Origin of the sequence: Streptomyces sp. NPDC015346 (assembly GCF_043078785.1) — a bacterium.
Taxonomy (GTDB): domain Bacteria; phylum Actinomycetota; class Actinomycetes; order Streptomycetales; family Streptomycetaceae; genus Streptomyces.
Genome location: NZ_JBIBTW010000010.1, coordinates 107129 through 131583 on the forward strand (window position 1 = coordinate 107129; position 24455 = coordinate 131583).

Genomic DNA, 24455 nt, shown 5'->3' on the forward strand with positions numbered 1-24455 from the left:
AGGCCGCCCGGACCGCCCCGGCCCCGCTCCGCACTCCTCCGGACGAACGGGGCGGTCGCGGACGCGGCGGTTCCCGCGGCCGGGGGCCGGGGACGGGGGGATGGCGACGGTGTGGACGGCGTTCGTGGCCTGCGCGCTGTGCGTGGTGTTCGGCGCGGTGCTCGCCCTCGGGCAGGTGGTGGCCGCCCGGCACCGGGCGGGCGGGGCCGCGGACCTGGCCGCGCTCGCCGCCGCCGACCGTGCCCTGTGGGGTGAGCGCGGCGCATGCGAGGCGGCGGCCCGGGTGGCGGGCGCCCAGGGGGCCGTCCTGGTCCGCTGCTCCGTACGGGGCGACGTGGCGGACGTGACGGCGGCGGTGACCCTCGGGCCGTACAGACCGGTGGTCAGGGCCCGGGCGGGGCCTGCGGGGCCTCCACAGGGCCCGTGGGGGCCTCTCGCAGCAGTTCCGTGAGGAGGCGGACGGCGCCGCGCTTGTGGAGCGGGTCGTTGCCGTTGCCGCACTTGGGGGACTGGATGCAGGACGGGCAGCCCGCCTCGCACTCGCAGGCGGCGATGGCCTCCCGGGTGGCCGTCAGCCACTCCCGCGCCGTGTGGAAGGCCCGCTCGGCGAAGCCCGCGCCGCCCGGATGGCCGTCGTAGACGAAGACGGTCGGCAGCAGCGTGTCGGGGTGGAGCGGGACGGAGACCCCGCCGATGTCCCAGCGGTCACAGGTGGCGAAGAGCGGCAGCATGCCGATCGAGGCGTGCTCGGCGGCGTGCAGCGCGCCCCCGAGGATCTCCGGGTTGATCCGCGCGGCGTCCAGCTGGTCCTCGGTGACCGTCCACCACACGGCCCGGGTGCGCAGGGTGCGGGGCGGCAGGTCGAGCTTGGTCTCGCCGAGTACCTCGCCGGTGATCAGACGGCGGCGCAGGAAGGAGACGACCTGGTTGGTGACCTCGACGGAGCCGTAGCAGAGGCGGCCGGCTCCCCAGGGGATCTCGGTGTCGGTCTCCAGGACGGAGATGGAGGTGGTGTCACGGGCGGTGGTGGAGTACGGCGGACTGGCCTCCTCGACGAGGGCCACGGAGTCCTTCAGGTCCAGGTTCCGCACCAGGTAGGTGCGGCCCTGGTGGAGGTGGACGGCGCCGTCGTGGACGGCGGCGTGGGAGGCGGCCTCGTCGACCGTGCCGAGGAGGCGGCCGGTGCCGGCCTCGACGATCTGGACCGGGTTGCCGCCGCCGCCCCGGATGTCGGTCAGGTCGGCCGCCCGCTCGCGCCGGGTCCAGTACCAGCCGGAGGCGCGCCGGCGCAGCAGCCCGGCGGCCTCCAGCTGGGGCAGCAGCTCGGGGACGGCCGGGCCGAAGAGGTCCAGGTCGCTCTCGGTCAGCGGGAGCTCCGCGGCGGCGGCGCACAGATGGGGGGCGAGGACGTAGGGGTTGTCGGGGTCCAGGACGGTCGACTCGACCGGCTGCTGGAAGAGGGCCTCGGGGTGGTGGACCAGGAAGGTGTCCAGCGGGTCGTCGCGGGCGACCAGGATCGCGAGCGCGCCCTCGCCGGAGCGGCCGGCCCGGCCCGCCTGCTGCCACAGGGAGGCTCGGGTGCCCGGGTAGCCGGCGATCACGACGGCGTCCAGGCCCGAGACGTCCACGCCCAGCTCAAGAGCGGTCGTGGCGGCCAGACCGAGGAGCTCACCGGAGTGCAGGGCGCGCTCCAGGGCCCGGCGTTCCTCGGGGAGGTAGCCGCCGCGGTAGGCGGCGACCCGGCGGGCCAGGGACCGGTCGACCTGGGCGAGGCGTTCCTGGGCGATGACCGAGATCAGTTCGGCCCCGCGCCGGGAGCGGACGAAGGCGACCGAGCGGACGCCCTGGACGGTGAGGTCGGTCAGCAGGTCAGCGGTCTCGGCGGTGGCCGTGCGGCGCACCGGGGCGCCCTGCTCGCCCTGGAGCTCGGTCAGCGGCGGCTCCCAGAGGGCGAAGACCAGCTCCCCGCGCGGGGAGGCGTCGTCGGAGACCTCAGAGACCGGCAGGCCGGTCAGGCGGCCCGCGGCGAGGGCGGGCTCGGCGGAGGTGGCGGAGGCGAGGAGGAAGACGGGATCCGCGCCGTAGCGGGCGCAGACGCGGCGCAGGCGGCGCAGCACCTGGGCGACGTGGGAGCCGAAGACGCCGCGGTAGGTGTGGCACTCGTCGATCACGACGTAGCGCAGGGAGCGCAGGAAGGAGGACCACCTGGGGTGGGAGGGGAGTATGCCCCGGTGCAGCATGTCGGGGTTGGTCAGCACGTAGTTCGCGTACTGGCGCACCCATTCGCGTTCCTCGACCGGGGTGTCGCCGTCGTAGACGGCGGGCCGGATCCGGTTGCCGAGCGGGGCGGCCAGCTCGCGCACGGCCCGCCGCTGGTCGGCGGCCAGGGCCTTGGTGGGCGCGAGGTACAGGGCGGTGGCCCCCCGGCCGTTCGCGGCCTCCGAGCCGTCCAGGAGCGTGCTGAGGACGGGCGCGAGATAGGCCAGCGACTTGCCCGAGGCGGTGCCGGTGGCGATCACCACGGACGCGCCGTCCAGGGCGAGCTCGGCGGCCTCGGCCTGGTGGGCCCAGGGGTGCTCGATTCCGGCCGCCTGGATCGCGCCGATCACTTCCGGCCGGATGCGATGGGGCCAGACGGCATGGCGACCCGCCCGGGCGGGCAAGTGCTCCGTATGAGTGATGCGCGCGGCCCGGCTCTCGCCCGACGAGAGCCGGTCGAGAACCATGGCGGGGGAGGGGCGGTCGCCCATGTTCCCCGCCGTTCGACTGGGGCGGTGATTCTTGGCCATCGGCACCGAGTGTGTCACTGGCGTGACGGACAATGCTCCCAAGGCGTCGTGCATGGCTGCTGGTAAGTGATTGAATGCCATCGCGGCTGGCGTTCCGTCCCCCCGACTCCGCCGGGGAGACCTGAGGGGCGACCGCTCGATAGCAAGGTGCTGGAGGATCCGTGGACCTGTCCCTGTCGACTCGCAATGTGCCCGGCCCGAGTGGCGACCGTACGGTCGTCGAGGTCGGTGGCGAGATTGATGTGTATACCGCGCCCAAGCTGCGCGAGCAGTTGGTCGAGTTGGTGAACGACGGCAGCTACCACCTGGTTGTCGACATGGAGGGCGTGGACTTCCTCGACTCGACCGGCCTCGGTGTGCTGGTGGGCGGCCTGAAGCGCGTGCGCGCGCACGAGGGCTCGTTGCGCCTGGTCTGCAACCAGGAGCGCATTCTCAAGATTTTCCGGATCACCGGTCTGACCAAGGTGTTCCCCATCCACACCTCGGTCGAAGAGGCCGTCAACGCCACCGACTGAAGTCGGCCGCGCGGGTAGCCGCCGACGTCGGAAGAAGGGCCAGGAGGGCCGGGCGTGACGCCCGGTTCTCCGAGCTGCCCACCCATACGATCCAAGGGGGACCGCATGGCCACCGTTGAACTCCGCTTCAGCGCCCAGCCCGAGCACGTCCGCACGGCCCGCCTGGTGGCGGCCGCGGTGGCGCGCAGGGCCGGGGTCGACGAGGCGGTCCTCGACGAGGTCAGACTCGCCGTCGGCGAGGCGTGTTCCCGCGCGGTCGGTCTGCACCGCAGCAACGGGGTCACCACCCCCGTCCGGGTCGTGCTGACGGAGGAGGAGAAGTCCTTCTCCATCGAGGTCGGCGACGAGGTGCCGGGCGCGGGGGTGGCGGCGGCCGATGCCGTCGGTGTTCCCGGGGCGCGCGGCGAGGCGCCGGCCGAGGAGTTCGACGACGCCGACGGCGAGGACGAGATGGGTCTCGCGGTGATCCGCGGACTCGTCGACGACGTCGAGGTGAGAGCGGGCGAGGAGGGCGGAGTGATCCGGATGACCTGGCCGACGACGCCGGCCGTCGCACTCCCCTGACCCACACGCCCCCGACACATCGCACACGCACACATCGCATCACCGATGCATCGCCACCCGATGCGCCACGACGCCCACGCGCCGGCGATCGGATCATGGAAGAGGCCCTGCCGAGCAGGGCCTCTTTTCATTTCTTCGGATCATGCCATTCGTCCGGCAATGCTTTTGCCTCATTACTGCTTTCGGCGGTACATGTGAGGTATTAGAGAATTCCGATGGCGGCGCCCTGTTTTGATCAGGATCCGCTCCTTACAATCCGTCCACATCTTGACCTCGCAACGTCAAGGAGGACGAATGGCGGGTCTTGCAGCCGCGGTGCTCACTGAAGAGAACCGCGTGATCGTGATCGTCGTCGCAGCCATCGCGCTCGCGGCACTGGTCGTCGCCCAGCTCCTGGTACGCCAGGTGCTGGCCGCCGGTCAGGGCACGGAATCCATGAGGAAGATCGCCGCCGCCGTGCAGGAAGGCGCGAACGCCTACCTGGCACGTCAGTTGCGGACTCTCGGAATCTTCGCCGTCGTCGTGTTCGTCCTGTTGATGTTGTTGCCGGCCGACAACTGGTCGCAGCGCGCGGGACGTTCTCTCTTCTTCCTGGTGGGCGCGCTTTTCTCGGCGGCCACCGGATACATCGGCATGCGGCTCGCCGTCCGGGCGAATGTGCGGGTGGCCGCCGCGGCCCGGGAGGCCACACCGGCGCCCGGCGAACCGGAGAAAGACCTGACGGCCGTCTCGCACAAGGCCATGAAGATCGCTTTCCGTACCGGTGGAGTGGTCGGCATGTTCACCGTGGGCCTCGGCCTGCTCGGTGCCTCGTGCGTCGTCCTCGTCTACGCCGCCGACGCGCCCAAGGTTCTCGAGGGCTTCGGCCTCGGCGCCGCGCTCATCGCCATGTTCATGCGAGTCGGCGGCGGCATCTTCACCAAGGCCGCCGACGTCGGCGCCGACCTGGTCGGCAAGGTCGAGCAGGGCATCCCCGAGGACGACCCCCGCAACGCCGCCACCATCGCCGACAACGTGGGCGACAACGTCGGCGACTGCGCGGGCATGGCCGCCGACCTCTTCGAGTCGTACGCCGTCACGCTCGTCGCCGCGCTCATCCTGGGCAAGGCGGCCTTCGGCGACCTCGGCCTCGCCTTTCCCCTGATCGTGCCGGCGATCGGCGTGGTCACCGCGATGATCGGTATCTTCGCGGTCGCCCCGCGGCGCGCCGACCGCAGCGGAATGACCGCCATCAACCGAGGCTTCTTCATCTCCGCGGTGATCTCGCTCGCCCTGGTCGCCGTCGCCGTCTACACCTACCTGCCGTCCTCCTACGCCGACCTCAAGGGCGTCACCGAGCCCGGCATCCAGGCCCACGGCGGCGACCCGCGCGTCCTCGCCCTGGTGGCCGTGGCCATCGGCATCGTCCTGGCCGCGCTGATCCAGCAGCTCACCGGCTACTTCACCGAGACCAGCAGGCGCCCGGTCAGGGACATCGGGAAGTCCTCCCTCACCGGTCCCGCCACCGTCGTCCTCGCGGGCATCTCCGTCGGCCTGGAGTCCGCCGTCTACACCGCCCTGCTGATCGGCCTCGGCGTCTACGGGGCGTTCCTGCTCGGCGGCACCTCCATCATGCTGGCGCTCTTCGCGGTCGCCCTGGCCGGCACGGGCCTGCTCACCACCGTCGGCGTGATCGTCGCCATGGACACCTTCGGACCGGTCTCCGACAACGCCCAGGGCATCGCCGAGATGTCCGGCGACGTCCAGGGCGCGGGCGCCCAGGTCCTCACCGACCTCGACGCCGTCGGCAACACCACCAAGGCCATCACCAAGGGCATCGCCATCGCCACCGCCGTCCTGGCGGCGGCGGCGCTCTTCGGCTCGTACCGAGACGCCATCGCCACGGCGGTCGCCGACGTGGGGGCCAGGGCCGGCGAGGCGAACCTCTCGATGGACATCTCCCAGCCCAACAACCTCTTCGGGCTGATCCTGGGCGCCGCGGTCGTCTTCCTCTTCTCGGGCCTCGCGATCAACGCGGTGTCGCGCTCGGCGGGCGCGGTGGTCTACGAGGTGCGGCGGCAGTTCCGCGAGCACCCCGGGATCATGGACTACACCGAGAAACCCGAGTACGGGCGCGTCGTCGACATCTGCACCAAGGACGCGCTGCGCGAACTCGCCACGCCCGGCCTGCTCGCCGTCATGGCACCGATCGCGGTCGGCTTCTCGCTCGGCGTCGGGGCACTCGGCGCGTACCTTGCCGGAGCCATCGGCACGGGCGCGTTGATGGCGGTCTTCCTCGCCAACTCCGGCGGGGCGTGGGACAACGCCAAGAAACTCGTCGAGGACGGCCACCACGGCGGCAAGGGCAGCGACGCCCATGCCGCGACCGTCATCGGCGACACCGTCGGCGACCCGTTCAAGGACACCGCGGGACCGGCCATCAACCCGCTGCTGAAGGTGATGAACCTGGTCGCCCTGCTGATCGCGCCCGCCGTGGTGCAGTTCAGTTTCGGCGACGACACCAGCCCCGGGCTGCGGGCGGCGATCGCGGCCTTCGCGATCGTGGTCGTCGTCGGCGCGGTCTACGTCTCCAAGCGGCGTTCGGTGGCCGTGGGCGACGAAGACGACTCCAACGAACGGTCCGGCACCTCGTCGGGCGCGCCGGTGGCTTCGTAACACCCGCTCAGGGTGCGGGCGGGCGGCACGTGTTGACGTGCCGTCCGCCCGTCGGGCGCGCCCGTTCGCGGGGAGCGTGAGGTGTCTCTCCCTGGTGCGAATGGCTGCAATAAGGGATGAACCGGTCGCACGAAAGGTGGATGTCGCCCGCTCGGCGTGTATGTTCCGGGGCCGAGAGCCTTGGAAGGGACCGATCCGGTGAACAAGAAGCTTGCGGCCGCACTGTCCGGCGGCGCGGTACTCGTGCTCGCGCTGTCCGGGTGCGGCGACGACGGCGACAAGGTAAACGACTGGGCCAAGACGGTCTGCGACCAGGCGAAGCCACAGATCCAGAAGCGGGCCAACGCCCAACAGCTCATCATCTCGACGGCCGCTGACGGGAAGCCGGCCGACATCCAGGCCGCCGACTCGAAGGCCTTCCAGGACATCGCCGACGCGGACCGGGCGCTGGCCAAGGCCATCCAGGGAGCCGGAGCGCCGCCCGTCGACAACGGCGAGAAGATCCAGCAGGACGCGGTCAGGGAGCTCAACTCCACGGCCGTGGCGTACGAGGGGCTGAAGAAGCAGGTCGACGCGCTCGACCCGGGCAACCAGCAGAAATTCGCGGACGGTCTGCAGGGCGTCGCCGACGGCCTGAAGAAGATCGAGAAGATGGACCAGGACGCGCTGGCCAAGCTGCAGTCCGGTGAACTGGGCCGGGCGATGGCGAAGCAGCCGGGGTGCCAGAAGGCGACGCCTTCGGTCGCGCCGAGCCCGGCCTCGCCGAGGGGCGGCTCGACGCCGTCGTCCAAGCCCTCGGAGAAGCAGCCCGCGGACAGCAAGCCCTCGGCCTCCGCGAGCCCGAGCAAGAAGAAGGCCGAATAGCGCCGAATGGCGCCGGGTAGCGCGCCGTAGCGCCCGTCGGCGCCCGGTGGACGCGCGGACGCGTCCGGGCGGGGCGCCCGGGGCGATGTCGGTGGCGGCGGTCACAATGGAGTGGTGAGTACGACCAGCCTGACCGCCGCCCTTCCGGCGCCCGCGCACGCCGCCCGCCTCCGCGAAGCCCTGCTCGCCGCCGACTTCACCGCCGACGGCCTGCTCGAGCTCCTCGGCGCCCCCGCCTACGCGGCCCTCGCCCGCAGCGAGACCGTGCCCGCCCTGCGGGCCACCCGCGGCGACTCCCCGCTGGAGACGCTCGTACGGCTCTTCCTCCTCCAAGGGGCCGTCCCCGCCGAGCGCGCCGCCGCGGCGCTGCCGCTCGAGGAGGCCCTGGCCGACGGCTGGATCGAGGAGTCGGAGGAGTCGGAGCAGTCGGACCGCGAGATCCGGGCGACCGTCGACGTACGGCCGTACGGCGGACCCGAGGGCCAGGACTGGTTCATCGTCTCCGACCTCGGCTGCGCCGTCGGCGGAGCCGGCGGCATCGGCAAGAAGGACGAAGGCGTCGTCCTCGGCGTCGGCGGGGCGTCCACCACGCTCGCCGGCATCACCGTCCGTACGCCCGTGGCCTCCGCGCTCGACCTCGGCACCGGCTCCGGCATCCAGGCCCTGCACGCCGCCCAGCACGCCACCCTGGTGACCGCGACGGACCTGAACCCCCGCGCGCTCGGCTTCACCCGACTCACGCTCGCCCTCTCCGGGGCCCGCGAGGCCGAGCTGCTCCAGGGCTCCCTCTTCGAGCCGGTCGACGGCGACACGTACGACCTGATCGTCTCCAACCCGCCGTTCGTCATCTCCCCCGGCGCCCGGCTCACCTACCGCGACGGCGGGATGGGCGGCGACGACCTCTGCCGCACGCTCGTGCAGGAGGCCGGGGAGCGGCTCAACGACGGCGGGTACGCCCAGTTCCTCGCCAACTGGCAGCACGTCGAGGGCGAGGAGTGGCAGGACCGGCTCCGCTCCTGGGTGCCGCGCGGCTGCGACGCCTGGATCGTGCAGCGCGAGGTCCAGGACATCACCCAGTACGCCGAGTTGTGGCTCCGGGACAGCGGCGACCACCGCGAGGACCCGCGGCGGTACGCCGAGCGGTACGAGGCGTGGCTCGACGAGTTCGAGGCGCGCGGCACCAAGGCCGTCGGCTTCGGCTGGATCACCCTGCGCAGGAACCCGGCCGTCGTCTCCGGCGCGTTCGAGCCGTCGATCCTGATCGAGGAGTGGCCCCACCCGGTCGAGCACCCGCTGGGCGACACCGTACGGGCCCACTTCGAGCGCCAGGACTATCTGCGGGCGCACGACGACGCGGCCCTGCTCGCCGAGCACTTCGTCCTCGCCCCCGAGGTGATGCAGGAGCAGGTCGGCCTGCCCGGCGCCGAGGACCCCGAGCATGTGGTGCTGCGGCAGAACCGTGGCATGCGGCGCGCCACCAAGGTGGACCACGTCGGGGCCGGGTTCGCGGGCGTGTGCGACGGGTCGCTCAGCGCGGGGCGCATTCTCGACGCGATCGGCCAGTTGACGGGCGAGGACCCGGTGCTGCTGCGGGACCGCACCCCGCAGGCGATCCGGCTCCTCGTCGAGGAGGGCTTCCTGCTCCCGGCCGGAGAGATCCTGGAGGGCTGATCCGAGCTCGGTCCGCTGCCCGGCGCCGTTGCGCCGGGCGGCCGGTACGCGCCCGGCGGCGGGTACGCGTCGGATGGCGGGTACGCGTCGGGCGCCGTACTCGGCCTCGTCCGAGAGGCCACCGGCGATGTTCCGTTTCTCTGCCTCCGACTGGCTCGTCGCGGCCGGCGGAGTTCTCTCCCCGCGGGTCCTGTCCGACCGGAAGACCCCACCCCCGTTCATCGGAACACCGCTGGTCGGGCCGTCGCCGCAGGTCTTCTCCTTCGTCTTTCTCCGTCTGCCTCGGGCGGGAACCCGGCGCCGCCGACGACCGCTCCCACCTCGTCGGCAACGCCGTGCCCGCGGCTTCCGCCTCCTGCGGGGCGCTAACCGGCGCCGGGACTCCCTCGGCGTGATGTGACGCAAACGACGAGGGGGGCGGTGGCGGGTGAGTACCGGCCATCTTCGTGAACCCGTGCGGGAGTCTCCGCGCCGTTCACCCGGAATTCGCGTCCATGACGCCGGGAGGTGCCAGCCTCTGCGGCAGGGACGACCGGTGCACGACGGACGAACGGGGTACGGACATGGAGAGCGGGCCCGCGATCTTCGCCGGGACGGCGTTCGCGCTGTTCGGGGCCGCGCTGCTGCTGTGGACCGGGGTGCGGGCGGCCCACCGCCGACCGATCGCGTACGGAGTCGCCCCGGGAGCCGCGATCGCCCTGTCGACGATCTTCGGCGCCGTCTTCCTCCTTCTCGGCGTCTGGTGCTTCGGACGGCTCTGACGAGTGCGCCGCGCACCCCCTCGCCCCGCCCGAGGGGAGGTCCGGGCGGCAGGAATGCCAGGACTCGGGTTACCGTTCGAGTGGCCGTTGCGGGCTTTTGCCGTTTGACACGGGGGCGGGTTGTACCGTCACACTCCGCAGCGACGGCAGCGTCACCGCACGTGCCGCTGCCGCACGTGCCAGCGCCGTACGTGCCACCGAGCGTCGACCGGAGAGAAGAGCGAAGTTGTCCCCGACCAGCGAGACCGCACAGGGCGGCCGCCGACTCGTCATCGTCGAGTCGCCTGCCAAGGCGAAGACGATCAAGGGCTACCTCGGCCCCGGCTATGTCGTCGAGGCGAGCGTCGGGCACATCCGCGACCTCCCCAGCGGCGCCGCCGAGGTGCCCGAGAAGTACACCGGCGAGGTGCGCCGTCTCGGTGTCGACGTCGAGCACGACTTCCAGCCCATCTATGTCGTCAACGCCGACAAGAAGGCGCAGGTCAGGAAGCTCAAGGAGCAGCTGGCCGGAGTCGACGAGCTCTTCCTCGCCACCGATGAGGACCGCGAGGGCGAGGCCATCGCGTGGCACCTCCTCGAAGTCCTGAAGCCCAAGGTCCCCGTCCACCGGATGGTCTTCCACGAGATCACCAAGGACGCGATCCAGGCCGCCGTCGCCAACCCGCGCGAGCTGAACCAGCGCATGGTCGACGCACAGGAGACCCGCCGCATCCTCGACCGGCTCTACGGATACGAGGTCTCGCCGGTCCTGTGGAAGAAGGTCATGCGCGGCCTCTCCGCCGGCCGCGTCCAGTCCGTCGCCACCCGGCTCGTCGTCGAGCGTGAGCGCGAGCGCATCGCCTTCCGCTCCGCCGAGTACTGGGACCTGACCGGCACCTTCTCCACCGGCCGCGCCGGTGACCCCTCCGACCCGTCCTCGCTGGTCGCGCGCCTCGCGGCCGTCGACGGCAGCCGGGTCGCCCAGGGCCGGGACTTCGGATCCGACGGACAGCTGAAGACGCAGAACGTGCTCCACCTCGACGAGGAGAAGGCGCGGGCGCTCGCCGCCTCGCTCGCCGATACCTCGTTCGCCGTCCGCTCGGTCGAGTCCAAGCCTTACCGCCGCTCGCCGTACGCCCCGTTCCGGACCACGACCCTCCAGCAGGAGGCGAGCCGGAAGCTGGGCTTCGGCGCGAAGGCGACCATGCAGGTCGCCCAGAAGCTGTACGAGAACGGCTTCATCACGTACATGCGTACGGACTCGACGATCCTGTCCGACACCGCCGTCGCGGCGGCCCGGGCGCAGGTCACGCAGCTGTACGGCGCCGACTACCTGCCGGAGAAGCCGCGGGTCTACGCCGGCAAGGTCAAGAACGCGCAGGAGGCGCACGAGGCGATTCGCCCTTCGGGTGATCGTTTCCGCACCCCGGCCGAGACCGGCCTCACCGGCGACCAGTTCCGGCTCTACGAGCTGATCTGGAAGCGGACCGTCGCCTCCCAGATGAAGGACGCGACCGGTAACTCGGTCACCGTGAAGATCGCCGGCACGGCGGCGGACGGCCGGGACGTGGAGTTCAGCGCCTCCGGCAAGACGATCACCTTCCACGGCTTCATGAAGGCGTACGTGGAGGGGGCCGACGACCCCAACGCCGAGCTCGACGACCGTGAGCGCCGGCTGCCGCAGGTCGCCGAGGGCGACGCGCTCTCCGCCGAGGAGATCAGCGTCGATGGCCACGCGACCAAGCCGCCGGCCCGCTACACCGAGGCCTCGCTGGTCAAGGAGCTGGAAGAGCGCGAGATCGGCCGCCCGTCGACGTACGCGTCGATCATCGGCACGATCCTGGACCGCGGCTACGTCTTCAAGAAGGGGACGGCGCTCGTGCCGTCGTTCCTCTCCTTCGCCGTCGTCAACCTGCTGGAGAAGCACTTCGGCAGGCTCGTCGACTACGACTTCACCGCCAGGATGGAGGACGACCTCGACCGCATCGCGCGCGGCGAGGCGCAGGCCGTGCCGTGGCTGAAGCGCTTCTACTTCGGTGAGCGCGGCGCGGAGGGCGCGTCCGGCGGCGCCGCCGACGCCGGGAACGGCGACGGCGACCACCTCGGCGGGCTCAAGGAGCTGGTGACCGACCTGGGCGCGATCGACGCCCGGGAGATCTCCTCCTTCCCGGTCGGCGACGGCATCATGCTGCGCGTCGGCCGCTACGGCCCGTACGTCGAGCGTGGTGAGAAGGACGCCGAGGGCCATCAGCGCGCCGACGTCCCCGAGGACCTCGCCCCCGACGAGCTGACCGTCGAGTACGCCGAGGAGCTGCTGGCCAAGCCGAGCGGCGACTTCGAGCTGGGTGTCGACCCGGTCACCGGCCACCAGATCGTGGCCAAGGACGGCCGGTACGGCCCGTACGTCACCGAGATCCTGCCCGAGGACACCCCGAAGACCGGCAAGAACGCGGTGAAGCCGCGGACGGCCTCGCTCTTCAAGTCGATGTCGCTCGACACGGTGACCCTGGACGACGCGCTCAAGCTGATGTCCCTGCCGCGCGTGGTGGGCACCGACGCGGAGGGCGTCGAGATCACCGCGCAGAACGGCCGCTACGGCCCGTACCTGAAGAAGGGCACGGACTCGCGGTCTTTGACGGACGAGGAGCAGCTCTTCACGATCACGCTGGAGGAGGCGCTCGCGATCTACGCGCAGCCCAAGCAGCGTGGGCGGGCGGCGGCCAAGCCGCCGCTGAAGGAGCTGGGCGTCGACCCGGTCAGCGAGAAGCCGGTGGTCGTGAAGGACGGTCGCTTCGGCCCGTACGTGACCGACGGCGAGACGAACGCGACCCTGCGGACCGGGGACAGCGTGGAGACGATCACGCCGGAACGCGGGTTCGAGCTGCTGGCCGAGAAGCGGGCGAAGACGCCGGCGAAGAAGACGGCCAAGAAGGCGCCTGCGAAGAAGACCACGGCGAAGAAGACCGCCGCGAAGAAGACGACCGCGACCAAGACGACCGCCGCCAAGAAGACGGCGGCCAAGTCGACCGCCGCGAAGTCGACCGCCGCGAAGAAGACGACGACGGCGAAGAAGACGGCCGCCAAGAAGACGGCGGCGGCCAAGCCGGAGTAGCGGGGGCGGTCCTGCGGCGGCGGCCGAGCCGCAGTGGCCGGAGTAGTCCCGGGAAGCCAGGGCAGACGGGGCGGAGGCGATTGCCTCCGCCCCCGACGTTTGTTCGGGTGGAGGCCACGGTGAGTGAAGGGGTCCGGATAGGGTGGACGGATGACGCGAGCAGAGCAGCCAGAGTCCGATGCCGCCCTTGTCGCCGACTCCCGCGAGCGCGCCGTCCGCGCGCTCCTGCGCCATCAGCCCCTTCGACGGTTGTGGAGCGCGCAGTTCGTCGGCGGGACGGGGGACGCGCTCGCCCTCCTCGTCCTGGTGTTGCTGGGGTACCAGACCGCCGTGTCCGAGGGAGCCCTCGGGGGCGGTTACCGGGGCGCGGCGTTCGCCGTCGCCGCCGTGATCGGCGCACGACTCCTGGCCTCCCTGCTCTTCGGCGCCGTCCTCCTCGGTCCGCTCACCGTGCTGACCGGGCCCGGCGGCCCGCTCGACCGGCGCTGGACCATGATCGGATCGGACGGGCTGCGGCTCGCGCTCCTCGTGGTCGCGCCGCTGTGGATCGACTGGACCCCGGACAACGCCCTGTGGTTCCTGCTCGGCACCGTCTTCGTCACGGGCGCGGCCGAGCGCCTGTGGACCGTCGCACGGGAGGGCGCCGCCCCCGCGCTGCTGCCCGCCCCGCCGCTGGAGGGCGCCAGCGTGCGTCCCCTGCCCGACCACCTGGACGCCCTGCGCCGGCTCTCCCTGCGCACGGGATTCCTCGCGGTCCCGGCAGCAGCCGCCGTGCTGCTCGTCGCCACGCTGGTCGGCAACCTCCTCGGCACCGGCATCGACTGGTTCTCGCTGCACCAGGCCGCCCTCGGCGCGTACGTCGCCGCCGGTCTGTTCGCCGCGTCCCTCGCAGTCCTGTACGCCGTCGAGCTGCCCGGCGGGCAGACGCCGAGGCCGCGCTCGCCCCTGGAGGGCCTGCGCCGTCCCTCGGCGGAGAAGGGCCGTACGGGAGTCCTCCCGCTGCTCGTCCTCGCCTGCGCAACCGTCGCCGCGGCCGTCACCGCCGCCGCGGCGGTCGCCGTGTTGCACGCCCACGACCTCGGCGGCGGGCCCGTCACCTTCGCGCTGCTGATCCTCGCGCTCAGCGGCGCCACCGGCGTCGGCATCCGCACGGCCGGATCCGTGCTGACCGCGCTCTCCCGCCGCCGGCTCCTCGCCCTCGCGATCACCCTCACCGGCATCGCGCTGCTCGCGATGGGTCTGGTGCCCGACACGGCGACGGTCCTCTTCCTCGCCGTCCTCGCCGGATACGCGGGCGGTGTCGCCGCCAACACCGGCCACACCCTCATCGACCAGGAGACCGAGGAGGCCCGCCGTCACCGGGTCACCGAGCACCTGCAGGCCGTCGCCCGGGTCGCCATGGCGCTCGGCGCGCTGGGCGCCCCGCTGCTCGCCGCAGCCATAGGGCCGCACCGCCTCGCCTCCGGCAGCTTCGTCTTCGCCCACGGCGGCGCCGCCTTCACGCTGATGCTCGTCGGCGCGCTGCTGCTGCCGGTCGCCGCCCTCGTCCTCGCCAAGACCGACGACCGGGCGGGCGTACCGCTGCGCCGCGACCTGCGCGACGCGCTGCGCGGCGCCGACCCCGTCCAGGCGCCCGCCGCGACCGGCTTCTTCATCGCCCTGGAGGGCGGCGACGGCGCCGGCAAGTCCACGCAGGCGGAGGCGCTCGCGGAGTGGATCCGCGCCAAGGGCCACGAGGTCGTCGTCACCCGCGAGCCCGGTGCGACCCCGATCGGCAAGCGGCTGCGCTCGATCCTGCTGGACGTCTCCTCGGCCGGACTCTCGAACCGCGCCGAGGCGCTGCTGTACGCCGCCGACCGCGCCGAGCACGTCGACTCCCTGGTCAAGCCCGCCCTGGAGCGCGGCGCGGTGGTCATCTCGGACCGGTACATCGACTCGTCCGTGGCCTACCAGGGCGCCGGACGCGACCTCTCCCCGACCGAGATCGCCCGGATCAACCGCTGGGCCACGGGTGGTCTCGTCCCGCACCTGACCGTGCTGCTCGACGTCGCGCCGGAGACCGCGCGGGAACGGTTCACCGAGGCCCCGGACCGGCTGGAGTCGGAGCCGCCGGAGTTCCACGCGCGCGTGCGGGCCGGTTTCCTCGCGCTCGCCGCCGGCGACCCGGGCCGCTACCTGGTCGTCGACGCCGGTCAGGACCCGGAGGCCGTGACCACCGTCGTACGCCACCGGCTCGACCGGATGCTTCCGCTGTCCGAGGCCGAGGTGAAGGCCCAGGAGGAGGCGCGCCGGAAGGCTGAGGAAGAGGCGCGGCGACGGGCCGAGGAGGAGGCCGCGCGCAAGGCGGAGGAGGAGCGCCTGGAGCGTGAGCGCCAGGCGCAGCTCGCCAGGCTCCGTGCCGAGGAGGAGGAGCGCAGGCGCCGCGAGGAGGAGGAAGCGCGGCAGCGCGAGGCCGAACGGCAGGCGGCGGAGGCGCGTCGCCGGGCCGAGGAGGCCCGGCTGGCGGCCGAGGAGGAGCGCAAGCGGCGCGAGGCCGAGGAGAAGGCCCGTCGCGAGGAGCAGGAACGGCTCCGCAGGCAGGCCGAGGAAGAGGCCCGGCTGCGGGCGGAGGCGGAGGAGCGCCGCCGCGAGAAGCAGCGCAAGGCCGAGGAGGCGCTGCTGCGGGCCGAGGAGGCGCGCCGGCTGGCCGAGGCCGCGGCGGCGAAGTCCGCTGAGGAGGCGGCACGGAAGGCCGAGGAGGAGTCGCGTCGGCGGGCCGAGGAGCAGGCCGCTCGGGAGACCGCCGCCGCGAAGGCCGCCGCCGAGGCGCGTGCCGCGGAGGCCGAGCGGGCCGCCGAGGCGGCCAGGGCCGCGGAGGCCGTACGGGCGGCGGAAGCCGAGCGGGCCGCGGAGGCGTCCCGGGCAGCGGGGGCGGCGGGGGTCTCGGCGAACGAGATCACCGTTCCGACGCCGATCGTGAAGCCGGAGGACATCCGGCCCGGGACGGGGAAGGGCGGCACGGACGCTTCGGGTACGAGCGGTACGAGCGGTACGAGCGGTACGAGCGGTTCGAGCGCGGCAGACGCGGAGAACGCGGAGCGGGTGGTCCGGCCGAACGACGTGACGCAGACCGTACCGAGGTTCTCGCCGAACGAGATCACCGTCTCCACGCCGGTCGTCTCCCCGGATGATGTCCGCCCCGAGGAGGAGACGACGGTTCTGCGGCCGGTGCGCGACGCGGACGAGACCGCCGTGCTGCCGCCGGTGCGGGACGCCGACGAGACCGCCGTGCTGCCGCCCGTACGGAACACCGATCCGGTCGACCGGGTGCCGCCGGGCTTCTTCCGCGACGAGCAGTCCGACGGGTCCGCCGACCGGACGCGGGAGCTGCCCCAGCTCGACGAGCAGGGCCGCCCGCGGCGCCGGTCCGACTGGGCGGAGGAGACCCCGCTCGACGACCTCCCGAGCCTGGCGGACGAACTGCTCGGCCCGCACGACGACGAGGACGGCCGGCGCCGCCGCCGTTAGGCCGGGCCCGCCAGCCGGCCCGGCTGGCGGGCCCGGCCGGCGGTCCGGACGGCGGCCCAGTCGGGGGTGTCAGTCAGGTGCTCCACAATGGAGGGCGTACCTGAGGAGGGCACATGGCCGTATGGGACGACCTGGTCGGACAGGAGCGGGTCGCGGAGCAGCTCGCCGCCGCCGCGCGGGACGCCGACGCGCTCGTGACCACCCACGCGGCCGGCGGCCCCGATCCCGACGCGTCCAGCATGACCCACGCCTGGCTCTTCACCGGCCCGCCCGGCTCCGGCCGGGCGACCGCCGCGCGGGCTTTCGCCGCCGCGCTGCAGTGCGTGAGCCCGGACCGGGCGCTGGGCGGAGTGCCGGGCTGCGGGTTCTGCGACGGCTGCCACACCTCCCTCGTCGGGACGCACGCCGATGTCGAGATCATCCGCACGGATCTGCTCTCCATCGGTGTGAAGGAGACCCGCGAGCTCGTCCGGCGCGCCCAGCTCTCGCCCGCCGGCGGCCGCTGGCAGGTGATCGTCATGGAGGACGCCGACCGGCTCACCGAGGGCGCGGGGAACGTCCTGCTGAAGGCGGTCGAAGAACCCGCCCCTCGCACGGTCTGGCTGCTCTGCGCGCCCTCCCTGGAGGACGTCCTGCCGACCATCCGCTCCCGATGCCGCCACCTGACACTGCGGACGCCCCCGGTGGAGGCGGTCGCCGACGTGCTCGTACGGCGGGACGGCATCGATCCCCAGATCGCCGCGGCGGCCGCCCGCGCCACCCAGGGCCACATCGACCGCGCCCGGCGGCTGGCCACGGACGAGGGGGCCCGCGCCCGCCGGGCGGTCGTGCTGAAGCTGCCGCTGCGGGTCGACGACGTCGGCGGCTGCCTCAGGGCGGCGCAGGAGCTGATCGACGCCGCGGGTGAGGACGCCAAGCAGGTCGCCGAGGAGGTCGACGTCAAGGAGACCGAGGAGATGAAGGCGGCCCTCGGCGGGGGTCAGGGCGGGCGGATGCCGCGCGGCACGGCGGGAGTGATGAAGGACCTGGAGGAGCGGCAGAAGCGGCGCAAGACGCGTACGCAGCGCGACAGCCTGGACCTCGCCCTCACCGACCTGACCGCCTTCTACCGCGATGTGCTGACCCTCCAGCTGCGCGCGCGGACGGCGCTCGCCAACGAGGACGTACGGGACTCGGTGGAGCGGATCGCCCGGGACACCACCCCGGAGCGGACCCTGCGCCGGATCGAGGCGGTGCTCGCCTGCCGCGAGGCCCTAGACCGCAATGTCGCCCCGCTGCTGGCGGTGGAGGCGATGACCATGGCCCTGCGTGACTAGGGCTGTCCGATGAGCCTTGGCCGAGGAGGCGCGGACGGCGGTTGTCCACAGGCGCGGGTACCGATTGGACACCGTACGTACTGGTACGGATACGCTCCGGGAATGGACTCCAGGCGCTTGCTCCGTATGTCTGCCACGGCCCTCGCGGCCGCCGGGCTGATCCTCTCCGGCTGCACGGGCGGGAGTGGCGCCGCGGGGCCGTCCGCTGCGAGGACGACGACGGCGGCCGTCGCGACGGCCGCGACGCCCGATCCCGCCCTGCGCGACTTCTACGGGCAGAAGCTCGCCTGGCGCGACTGCGGTGTCCCGAAGTTCGAATGCGCCACGCTGCGCGCGCCGCTCGACTACGCGAAGCCGGACGCCGAGGAGATCCGGCTGGCCGTCTCCCGGATCAAGGCCACAGGCCCGGGCAAGCGCGTCGGCTCGCTCCTGGTCAACCCGGGCGGCCCCGGCGGCTCCGCCGTCGGTTATCTCCAGGGGTACGCGGGCATCGGCTACCCCGCCCCGGTCCGGGCCCGCTACGACATGGTGGCCGTCGACCCCCGCGGAGTGGCCCGCAGCGAGCCCGTCGAGTGTCTGACCGGCCCGCAGATGGACGCGTACACCCAGGTCGACCAGACGCCGGACGACGCGCGCGAGAAGGAGCTGCTCAGCACCTCCTTCAAGGAGTTCGCGGAGGGCTGCGAGAAGCGCTCCGCGAAGATCCTGCCGCACGTCTCCACCGTGGAGACCGCCCGGGACATGGACATCCTGCGGGCGGTGCTCGGCGACGAGAAGCTGAACTACGTGGGGGCGTCGTACGGCACCTTCCTCGGCGCGACCTACGCCGAGCTGTTCCCCGGCCGGGTCGGACGGCTCGTCCTCGACGGGGCGATGGACCCGTCCCTGAAGGCGGCCGACCTCAACCGCGACCAGACGGCCGGCTTCGAGACCGCTTTCCGGGCCTTCGCGGCGGACTGCGTGAAGAAGACCGACTGCCCGCTCGGCACGGAATCGGTCGCCGCGGCCACCGAGAAGATGAAGACCTTCTTCCGTGACGTCGACGCCAGGCCGGTGCCGACCGGCGACAGCCGCGAGCTGGGGGAGTCCCTGGCCACGACCGGCGTGATCGCCGCGATGTACGACGAGGGCGCCTGGCCGCAGCTGCGCGAGGCGCTGACGCGGGCGATGGGCGGCGAGGGCTCGGGCCTGCTCGCCCTGGCCGACAGCTACTACGAGCGCGAGCCGGACGGCACGTACGCGAACCTGATGTTCGCCAACGCGGCCGTGAACTGCCTGGACTCCCCACCCGCCTTCGCCGGCCCCGCCGACGCCGAGAGGGCGGTGTCCTCCTTCGAGAAGGCGTCCCCGGTCTTCGGTGAGGGCCTGGCCTGGGCCGCCCTGAACTGCGCCTACTGGCCGACCCCCGCGACCGGCCGCCCCCACCGCATCACCGCCGAGGGCGCCGCCCCGATCGTCGTCGTCGGCACCACCCGCGACCCGGCCACCCCCTACAAGTGGGCCCGGTCCCTGGCCGAGCAGCTGGCCTCCGGAAGCCTGCTGACCTACGAGGGCGACGGACACACGGCGTACGGCCGCGGCAGCGACTGCGTCGACACCGCGATCAACACCTACCTCCTCGAGGGCACCGTCCCCCGGGACGGCAAGCGCTGCACGTGAGGGGTGGCGCGGCCACCCCGAGGGTGGTCAGGAGCACCCCAGGAAACTGTGTAGACTTGGCGTCGCTGCTGCACCCACCATGGGACCGCACGGCATGCCGCCTTAGCTCAGTTGGCCAGAGCAACGCACTCGTAATGCGTAGGTCTCGGGTTCGAATCCCGAAGGCGGCTCTGTAGAAGCCTCAGGACTCACTCGCCGTGACCTGGGGCTTTTGCTTTTTTCGGGATCTTTCGGGCGACCCACGTCGGCGACCGCGCACTCTGGACACGGACGCTCGCGGCGGACGGAAACGGTCGCGAGACCGACACCCTTATGAGGGCGCGTACTTGCCGCCATCATGGCTTGCTCACGAATCGCGCACAACTGGGCCGCAGGGGCCGTTTCGGCGCCCGGAACGACCCCTTTCCTTCCCTCCCCAAATGGGCCCTCGTGCGCGAACATCTGCGGAAGTGCCTGCGTAAGTACGTGAATAGGCAGCCATGCGCGTCATCGCGGGCGGCGGTGTAACAGGCAGCGCGTGCGGAACGCAGAAACAGGAAGAAGCGGGGCGACGACCCGGGCCGAATTCCGACACCCGGAGTGAGCGCGCCGACATGGCACTACGTCGATCGGATTTCCTGTGAGCAACATCGACCCGGTTCCCGGATACCAGGCGCAGCATCAGCCCTCACGGCCGGACCGCTCCGTGCGCCACGGGACCGCCACGCGGCGCACCGCCCTCGCCGTCTGCACGATCGCCGACATCGCGGCGGGTCTGCTGGGCCTGTGGATCCTGTTGTTCCTGCTCGACGCGAACCAGGGGAATGTGTTCGTCGAGTTCGTACGGGAAACGGCGGACTGGCTGGCCTGGTGGGCGCAGGACATTTTCACGATGGACACAGAGGGTCTACGCGTCGCCCTTAATTATGGCCTTCCGGCTGCCCTGTATTTGCTGATCGGCCATGGAATCGCCGCCCGGCTCAACCGAGCCTGAGCAGTAGGCCAGGCAGTAGGCCAGAACCCACGCAGGAGCATCACACAGGCTGCACACAGCCTTTCGAAAGCCTCGTTAGCGTGACTGGCCGCTCGATCCTCCATGCGAAACACGACCAGGCCGTGGCCCAGGCGGGCCGACGGCGCAGTCAGCCCAGGAAGACCGGTAGACCGCAGATGGATTACTGCTCCTCGTGCCGTCGGCATCTCAACGGCGCCCTGGTGTGCCCGGGGTGTGGCGCCTACGCCCCGGACATCGCCCCGCCCGCTTCGTCCGCCTCGTCTGCCCCGCCGGTCAAGGACGGCCGCACCGGTTCCACCCTGGCGGTGCCGAGCGCCCCACCGGCCCCGGACGCCCTCGCCGCCGATGTCGAGGCGCCGCCGGCGCGGCCGGGTCGGGCGGCACGCCGTCGCCAGCTGGCCCGCTGGAAGAAGAACAAGCGCCGGGCGGTGGTCGCGAGCGCCTTCGCACTCGTCGGCGGCGGCCTGACCGTCGCTGCGATGGACCGGCACGTCACAGATCAGGCACAGGCAGCCACGGTGCCGGACCAGCGGAGTATGGGCGCAGTGGAGGAGCGGACGCCTGCGCAGGACCCTCCCGCGTCCGCACCGGTCACCAGTCAGCGCACGCCCCGGCCGTCCCACGCCCCTTCCCAGCCGCAGGCGCAGCCGAAGCCGCCGGCGGCCGACGCGTCCCGACAGCAGTCCGCCGTGGCCCCGCCCCGCACCCCGCCGCCGGTCGTCCTGCCGGATGCCGCCGCGCCTCCCCGCCCGGCTACGCCGTCTCCCTCGCAGCCGCAGAGCACCGCCCCGTCCGCCGGGGAGACGGCCCCCGAGCCGTCCGATACGACGACGGAGCGAACGTCGCCCCCTCCGACCGCCGACAGCACGCAGTCGGGTGCGACCCAGACCGGTCCCGCGCTGATATCGACGTCACCGACGGAGGTGTGCGTGCTCGTGGTGTGCCTCGGCTGACCATGGCCGGCCGATGGAAGGGAGAGGAGGCAGAGCCCGTGAGTCCCCGTTACGAAGTCCAGGTCCTGCTGCGCCGCATCGGCCGGTGGTGGGCCGTCGACGTCCCCAGCCTCGACCTGCATGCCCAGTGCCGCACCCTGGAGCATGCCGAGGACCTGGCCCGCGGCCTCGTCGCCGAAACGGTCGGTGCCCCTCCCGACGCGATCGTCCTGGACATGGTGGTGCCCGAACTCGCGCCCCTCCTCGGCCCCGTGGTGGAAGCGCGGCGCCGCCGGGCGGCCGCGGTCGCCGCCGAGGATCAGGCGATCGCCTCAGCCGTACAGGAGCTCGTGGACACCCTGCACGTGAGCCAGGGCGACGCCGGGCGTCTGCTCGGCATGTCCGCGAGCGAGGTGGCCCGCTTCACGCCGCCACGCGGTTCGACGACCGCCGGCCCAGGCCGGGGGCAGCTCGCCCCGGTGCCCGCGACGGTTCCGGCGCGACCGAGCGCCGCCCCTGCTCCCCGCCCGCGTCCCGCCCCCGCCCCCGCCGGGCGGCCGCGGCCGGCGGTCTCCCCGGCCCGGCCCTCCTGGGCGATCCCGGAGGAGGGCGTCGGCGGGTAAAGGGTGGGTGGTTCGGCGGGGCGGACGCCTGGGCGGACGGGCGCAGTTGGCGGTGCGCGGCTGGAGGCCGTAGAACACGACAGCATCGAACAGCGCATCGGACGAGAGGCAACCATGAGCACCACCGCCGAGCAGGCGACCGCAGCGGGCGAGGGCGCAGCCCCTCGGGCAGCCGCGCCGGACCACGAACTGGCCGTCACCGAGCGGACCCGGCTGCGCCGGATGCGGCACAAGGGCAGCCACCGGCGAGCCGACCTGGAGGCGGTGCTGGCCGCCGGCTTCCTCTGCCACCTCGGTGTGACCGTCGACGGCACGCCCATGGTCGTGCCCACCGCGTACGGAACGGACGGCGACCGGATCTATCTGCACGGCTCGGTGGCCAGCCGCAGCCTGGTCCAGGCTCCTGACGCCACCGTCTGCGTCACGGTGACGCACGTCGACGGCCTCGTCCTCGCCCGTTCCGTCTTCGAGCACGGCGTCAACTACCGCTGCGCGATGATCTACGGCGTTCCACGGCTGGTCACCGACCCGGAGGAGAAGCTGCGGGGGCTGCGGGCGCTCACCGAGCAGTGCACGCCGGGCCAGTGGGAGTACGCCCGGCAGCCCAGCCGAAAGGAGCTCGCCGCGACCGCCCTGATCGTGCTCGACCTCACCGAGGCGTCAGTGAAGATCGCCAGTGGCCCGCCGGACGACGGCGACAGCCCGGACGCGGAACTGGGCCTGTGGGCCGGTGTCCTGCCGGTGGTCACCACCTTCGGGACGCCCGTCGCCGATCCGGTGCTGCCGCCGGGCATCGAGCCGCCGGCCCATGTGCGGGACCGGGCGGGACGGATCATCGGCGAGGAGACCCGGCTTCCGGCCGCCGACGCCGCGTCTCTGGTCGCCGACGCCGCGTCCCCGGCCGCCCACGCCGCGTCCCCGGTCGCCCACGCCCCGTCGTCCGTCGGCGATGACCCGTCCCTGTAGCGCTGCTAAACCGTCCTTGTAGTTCTATTCGCTTGTGCTGACGCGTCGGGGTGCGGCAGGTTCGCCGCTATGCGACCCGAATCACCCTGGCGCGTTGCCGACTTCCGTACGCTGTTCTCCGCCGCCGTACTCAGCCAACTCGGAACCAACGTCGGTTACGTCGCCGTCCCGCTGATCGCGGTCGAGGCACTGGACGCGAGCCCCGGCGAGGTCGGGGCGCTCGCCACCCTCTCCACCCTCGCCTTCCTGCTCATCGGGCTTCCCGCCGGAGCGTGGGTCGACCGGATGCGCCAGCGCCGGGTCCTGATCGTGGCGGACGCGGCGCGCGGACTCCTCTTCGCCTCCGTGCCCGTCGCCTGGTGGTGCGACGCCCTCACCCTCGGCCACCTCTACGCGGTCGTGCTCCTCAGCGGCTGCGCCACCGTCTTCTACGACGTCACGGGTCAGAGCATCCTGCCGCGCTTCGTCGGCCGGGACGGACTCGTCCAGGCCAACGCGGCCATGGTCAGCCTGATGGCCGTCACCAACGTCGCCGGGCGCGGCGCGGGCGGCGGCCTGGTCCAGCTGCTCACGGCCCCGTTGGCGGTGGCGGGGACGGCGGTGAGCCACCTCGCCTCCGCCGTACGGCTCCTGCGGCTGAAGGAGCCCGCCGCCGCTCCTGCCACAGCCCTGGACCCTGCGGCCGCGCGGGCGCACCGCGAGCCGCTGCGTGCGCAGATCGCCGCCGGTGTACGGCACGTCTTCGGGAACAGGGAGCTGCGGGCGCTCGCGCTCACCGCCTCGCTCAACAACCTCGGGTCGCAGATCCTCAACACGATGATGCCGGTGCTCTTCGTCCGCGAACTGGGGCTCTCGGCGGGCGTCCTCGGCATCTACTGGGCGGCCGGCGGCGTCGGCCTGCTCCTGGGCTCCCGGTGCGCCCGCGGGGTCGCCGCCCGCCTCGGCTACGGCCGCACCCTCGGCCTCGCCGGTCTCCTGCTCGCCCCGGCCGGACTGCTCGTCCCGCTCGTGGGAAACGGCGCCTGGCTGTGGATCGCGGGCGCCGGATGGCTGCTCGCCATGTTCAAGACCGGGATGGACAACGTCCTCGGCGTGAGCCTGCGCCAACGGATGACCCCGGACGCGCTGCTCGGCCGCATGAACGCCACCTTCCGGTTCCTGCTCACCGGGGCCCTCGCGATCGGCGCCGCGATCGCGGGCCTCCTCGGCGAGCTCGCCGGCATCCGTCCCACCCTGTGGGTGGGCGGCGCCCTCCTCGCCACCGCCTTCCTGCCGGTGTTCCTCTCCCCGGTCCGTACGCGCCGCGACCTGCCGGCGGAGGCGGCGCGGGGTCCCCAAGGCCCGGGAGCGGGCGGCGTGGCCCATACGGAGTCGGCGGCCGCCCCCGTACGGGAGGCCTGACCGACGAGGCGTGCCGGAGACCGGCCCTCGCGGGGAGGGCCGGTGCCGGTCGACGCCGGTACGGGGGCGAGGGGCCGGTCGGGGGCGGTCCCGGGGGCGAGGGGCCGGTCGAGGCCGGTTCGCGGTCGGGGGGCCGGTCCCGGGGGG

At 72.7% G+C, this 24455-nt stretch carries 16 protein-coding genes, 1 tRNA gene and 1 pseudogene; 17 read left to right on the forward strand and 1 reads right to left on the reverse strand.

Annotation, left to right across the window (positions count from 1 at the left end):
- The first annotated feature begins 100 nt into the window (after positions 1–100).
- Positions 101–451 (forward strand): Rv3654c family TadE-like protein, encoded by a 351-nt coding sequence (locus ACF06X_RS30525; protein ID WP_392290531.1) that lies wholly within the window; start codon positions 101–103, stop codon positions 449–451.
- On the opposite strand, the gene ACF06X_RS30530 is transcribed toward ACF06X_RS30525, so the two are convergent.
- Positions 384–2870, reverse strand: a complete 2487-nt coding sequence (locus ACF06X_RS30530) for a DEAD/DEAH box helicase (protein WP_392290532.1) — start codon at positions 2868–2870, stop codon at positions 384–386. The genes ACF06X_RS30525 and ACF06X_RS30530 overlap by 68 nt on opposite strands.
- Before the next feature lie 80 nt (positions 2871–2950).
- Between ACF06X_RS30530 and bldG the strand changes: the two genes are divergently transcribed.
- The 16 genes and pseudogenes from bldG to ACF06X_RS30610 all read left to right on the forward strand — a co-directional run bounded on the left by bldG (position 2951) and on the right by ACF06X_RS30610 (position 24308).
- On the forward strand, positions 2951–3304 hold the full coding sequence (gene bldG, locus ACF06X_RS30535; protein ID WP_392290533.1) for an anti-sigma factor antagonist BldG: 354 nt from the start codon (positions 2951–2953) through the stop codon (positions 3302–3304).
- Between the two features lie 105 nt (positions 3305–3409).
- A complete protein-coding gene (locus tag ACF06X_RS30540; protein WP_392290534.1) occupies positions 3410–3868 on the forward strand; it encodes an ATP-binding protein in 459 nt (152 codons plus the stop codon).
- Positions 3869–4162: 294 nt separating this feature from the next.
- Positions 4163–6523, forward strand: coding sequence for a sodium-translocating pyrophosphatase (locus tag ACF06X_RS30545; protein ID WP_392290535.1), 2361 nt, complete (start codon positions 4163–4165; stop codon positions 6521–6523).
- A 198-nt stretch (positions 6524–6721) separates the two neighbouring features.
- Entirely contained in the window at positions 6722–7387 is a 666-nt protein-coding gene (locus ACF06X_RS30550; RefSeq protein WP_392290536.1) for a small secreted protein, read from the forward strand.
- Between the two features lie 114 nt (positions 7388–7501).
- On the forward strand, positions 7502–9058 hold the full coding sequence (locus ACF06X_RS30555) for a methyltransferase (RefSeq protein WP_392290537.1): 1557 nt from the start codon (positions 7502–7504) through the stop codon (positions 9056–9058).
- Between the two features lie 563 nt (positions 9059–9621).
- Entirely contained in the window at positions 9622–9819 is a 198-nt protein-coding gene (locus ACF06X_RS30560) for a hypothetical protein (RefSeq protein WP_392290632.1), read from the forward strand.
- Positions 9820–10045: 226 nt separating this feature from the next.
- Complete coding sequence (topA, locus tag ACF06X_RS30565) at positions 10046–12910, forward strand: type I DNA topoisomerase (protein ID WP_392290538.1); 2865 nt, start codon at positions 10046–10048, stop codon at positions 12908–12910.
- Positions 12911–13060: 150 nt separating this feature from the next.
- The gene (gene tmk, locus ACF06X_RS30570; protein ID WP_392290539.1) at positions 13061–16417 is read left to right on the forward strand and encodes a dTMP kinase; all 3357 of its coding nucleotides are present in this window, start codon (positions 13061–13063) and stop codon (positions 16415–16417) included.
- A gap of 113 nt (positions 16418–16530) precedes the next feature.
- Positions 16531–17733, forward strand: coding sequence for a DNA polymerase III subunit delta' (locus tag ACF06X_RS30575; RefSeq protein WP_392290540.1), 1203 nt, complete (start codon positions 16531–16533; stop codon positions 17731–17733).
- A 102-nt stretch (positions 17734–17835) separates the two neighbouring features.
- The gene (locus tag ACF06X_RS30580) at positions 17836–19392 is read left to right on the forward strand and encodes an alpha/beta hydrolase (RefSeq protein ID WP_392290541.1); all 1557 of its coding nucleotides are present in this window, start codon (positions 17836–17838) and stop codon (positions 19390–19392) included.
- Positions 19393–19488: 96 nt separating this feature from the next.
- Positions 19489–19562, forward strand: a tRNA-Thr gene (locus ACF06X_RS30585).
- 449 nt (positions 19563–20011) lie between these two features.
- Complete coding sequence (locus ACF06X_RS30590; protein ID WP_392290542.1) at positions 20012–20365, forward strand: hypothetical protein; 354 nt, start codon at positions 20012–20014, stop codon at positions 20363–20365.
- A 176-nt stretch (positions 20366–20541) separates the two neighbouring features.
- A complete protein-coding gene (locus ACF06X_RS30595; protein WP_392290543.1) occupies positions 20542–21339 on the forward strand; it encodes a hypothetical protein in 798 nt (265 codons plus the stop codon).
- 38 nt (positions 21340–21377) lie between these two features.
- Positions 21378–21941 carry a hypothetical protein gene (locus ACF06X_RS30600; RefSeq protein ID WP_392290544.1) on the forward strand — a complete coding sequence of 188 codons (564 nt, stop codon included), beginning with the start codon at positions 21378–21380 and terminating at the stop codon, positions 21939–21941.
- A 222-nt stretch (positions 21942–22163) separates the two neighbouring features.
- A pseudogene (locus ACF06X_RS30605) lies at positions 22164–22769 on the forward strand (pyridoxamine 5'-phosphate oxidase family protein); the annotation flags it as partial.
- Between the two features lie 207 nt (positions 22770–22976).
- Positions 22977–24308, forward strand: coding sequence for an MFS transporter (locus tag ACF06X_RS30610; protein ID WP_392290545.1), 1332 nt, complete (start codon positions 22977–22979; stop codon positions 24306–24308).
- The last annotated feature ends 147 nt before the right edge of the window (positions 24309–24455 follow it).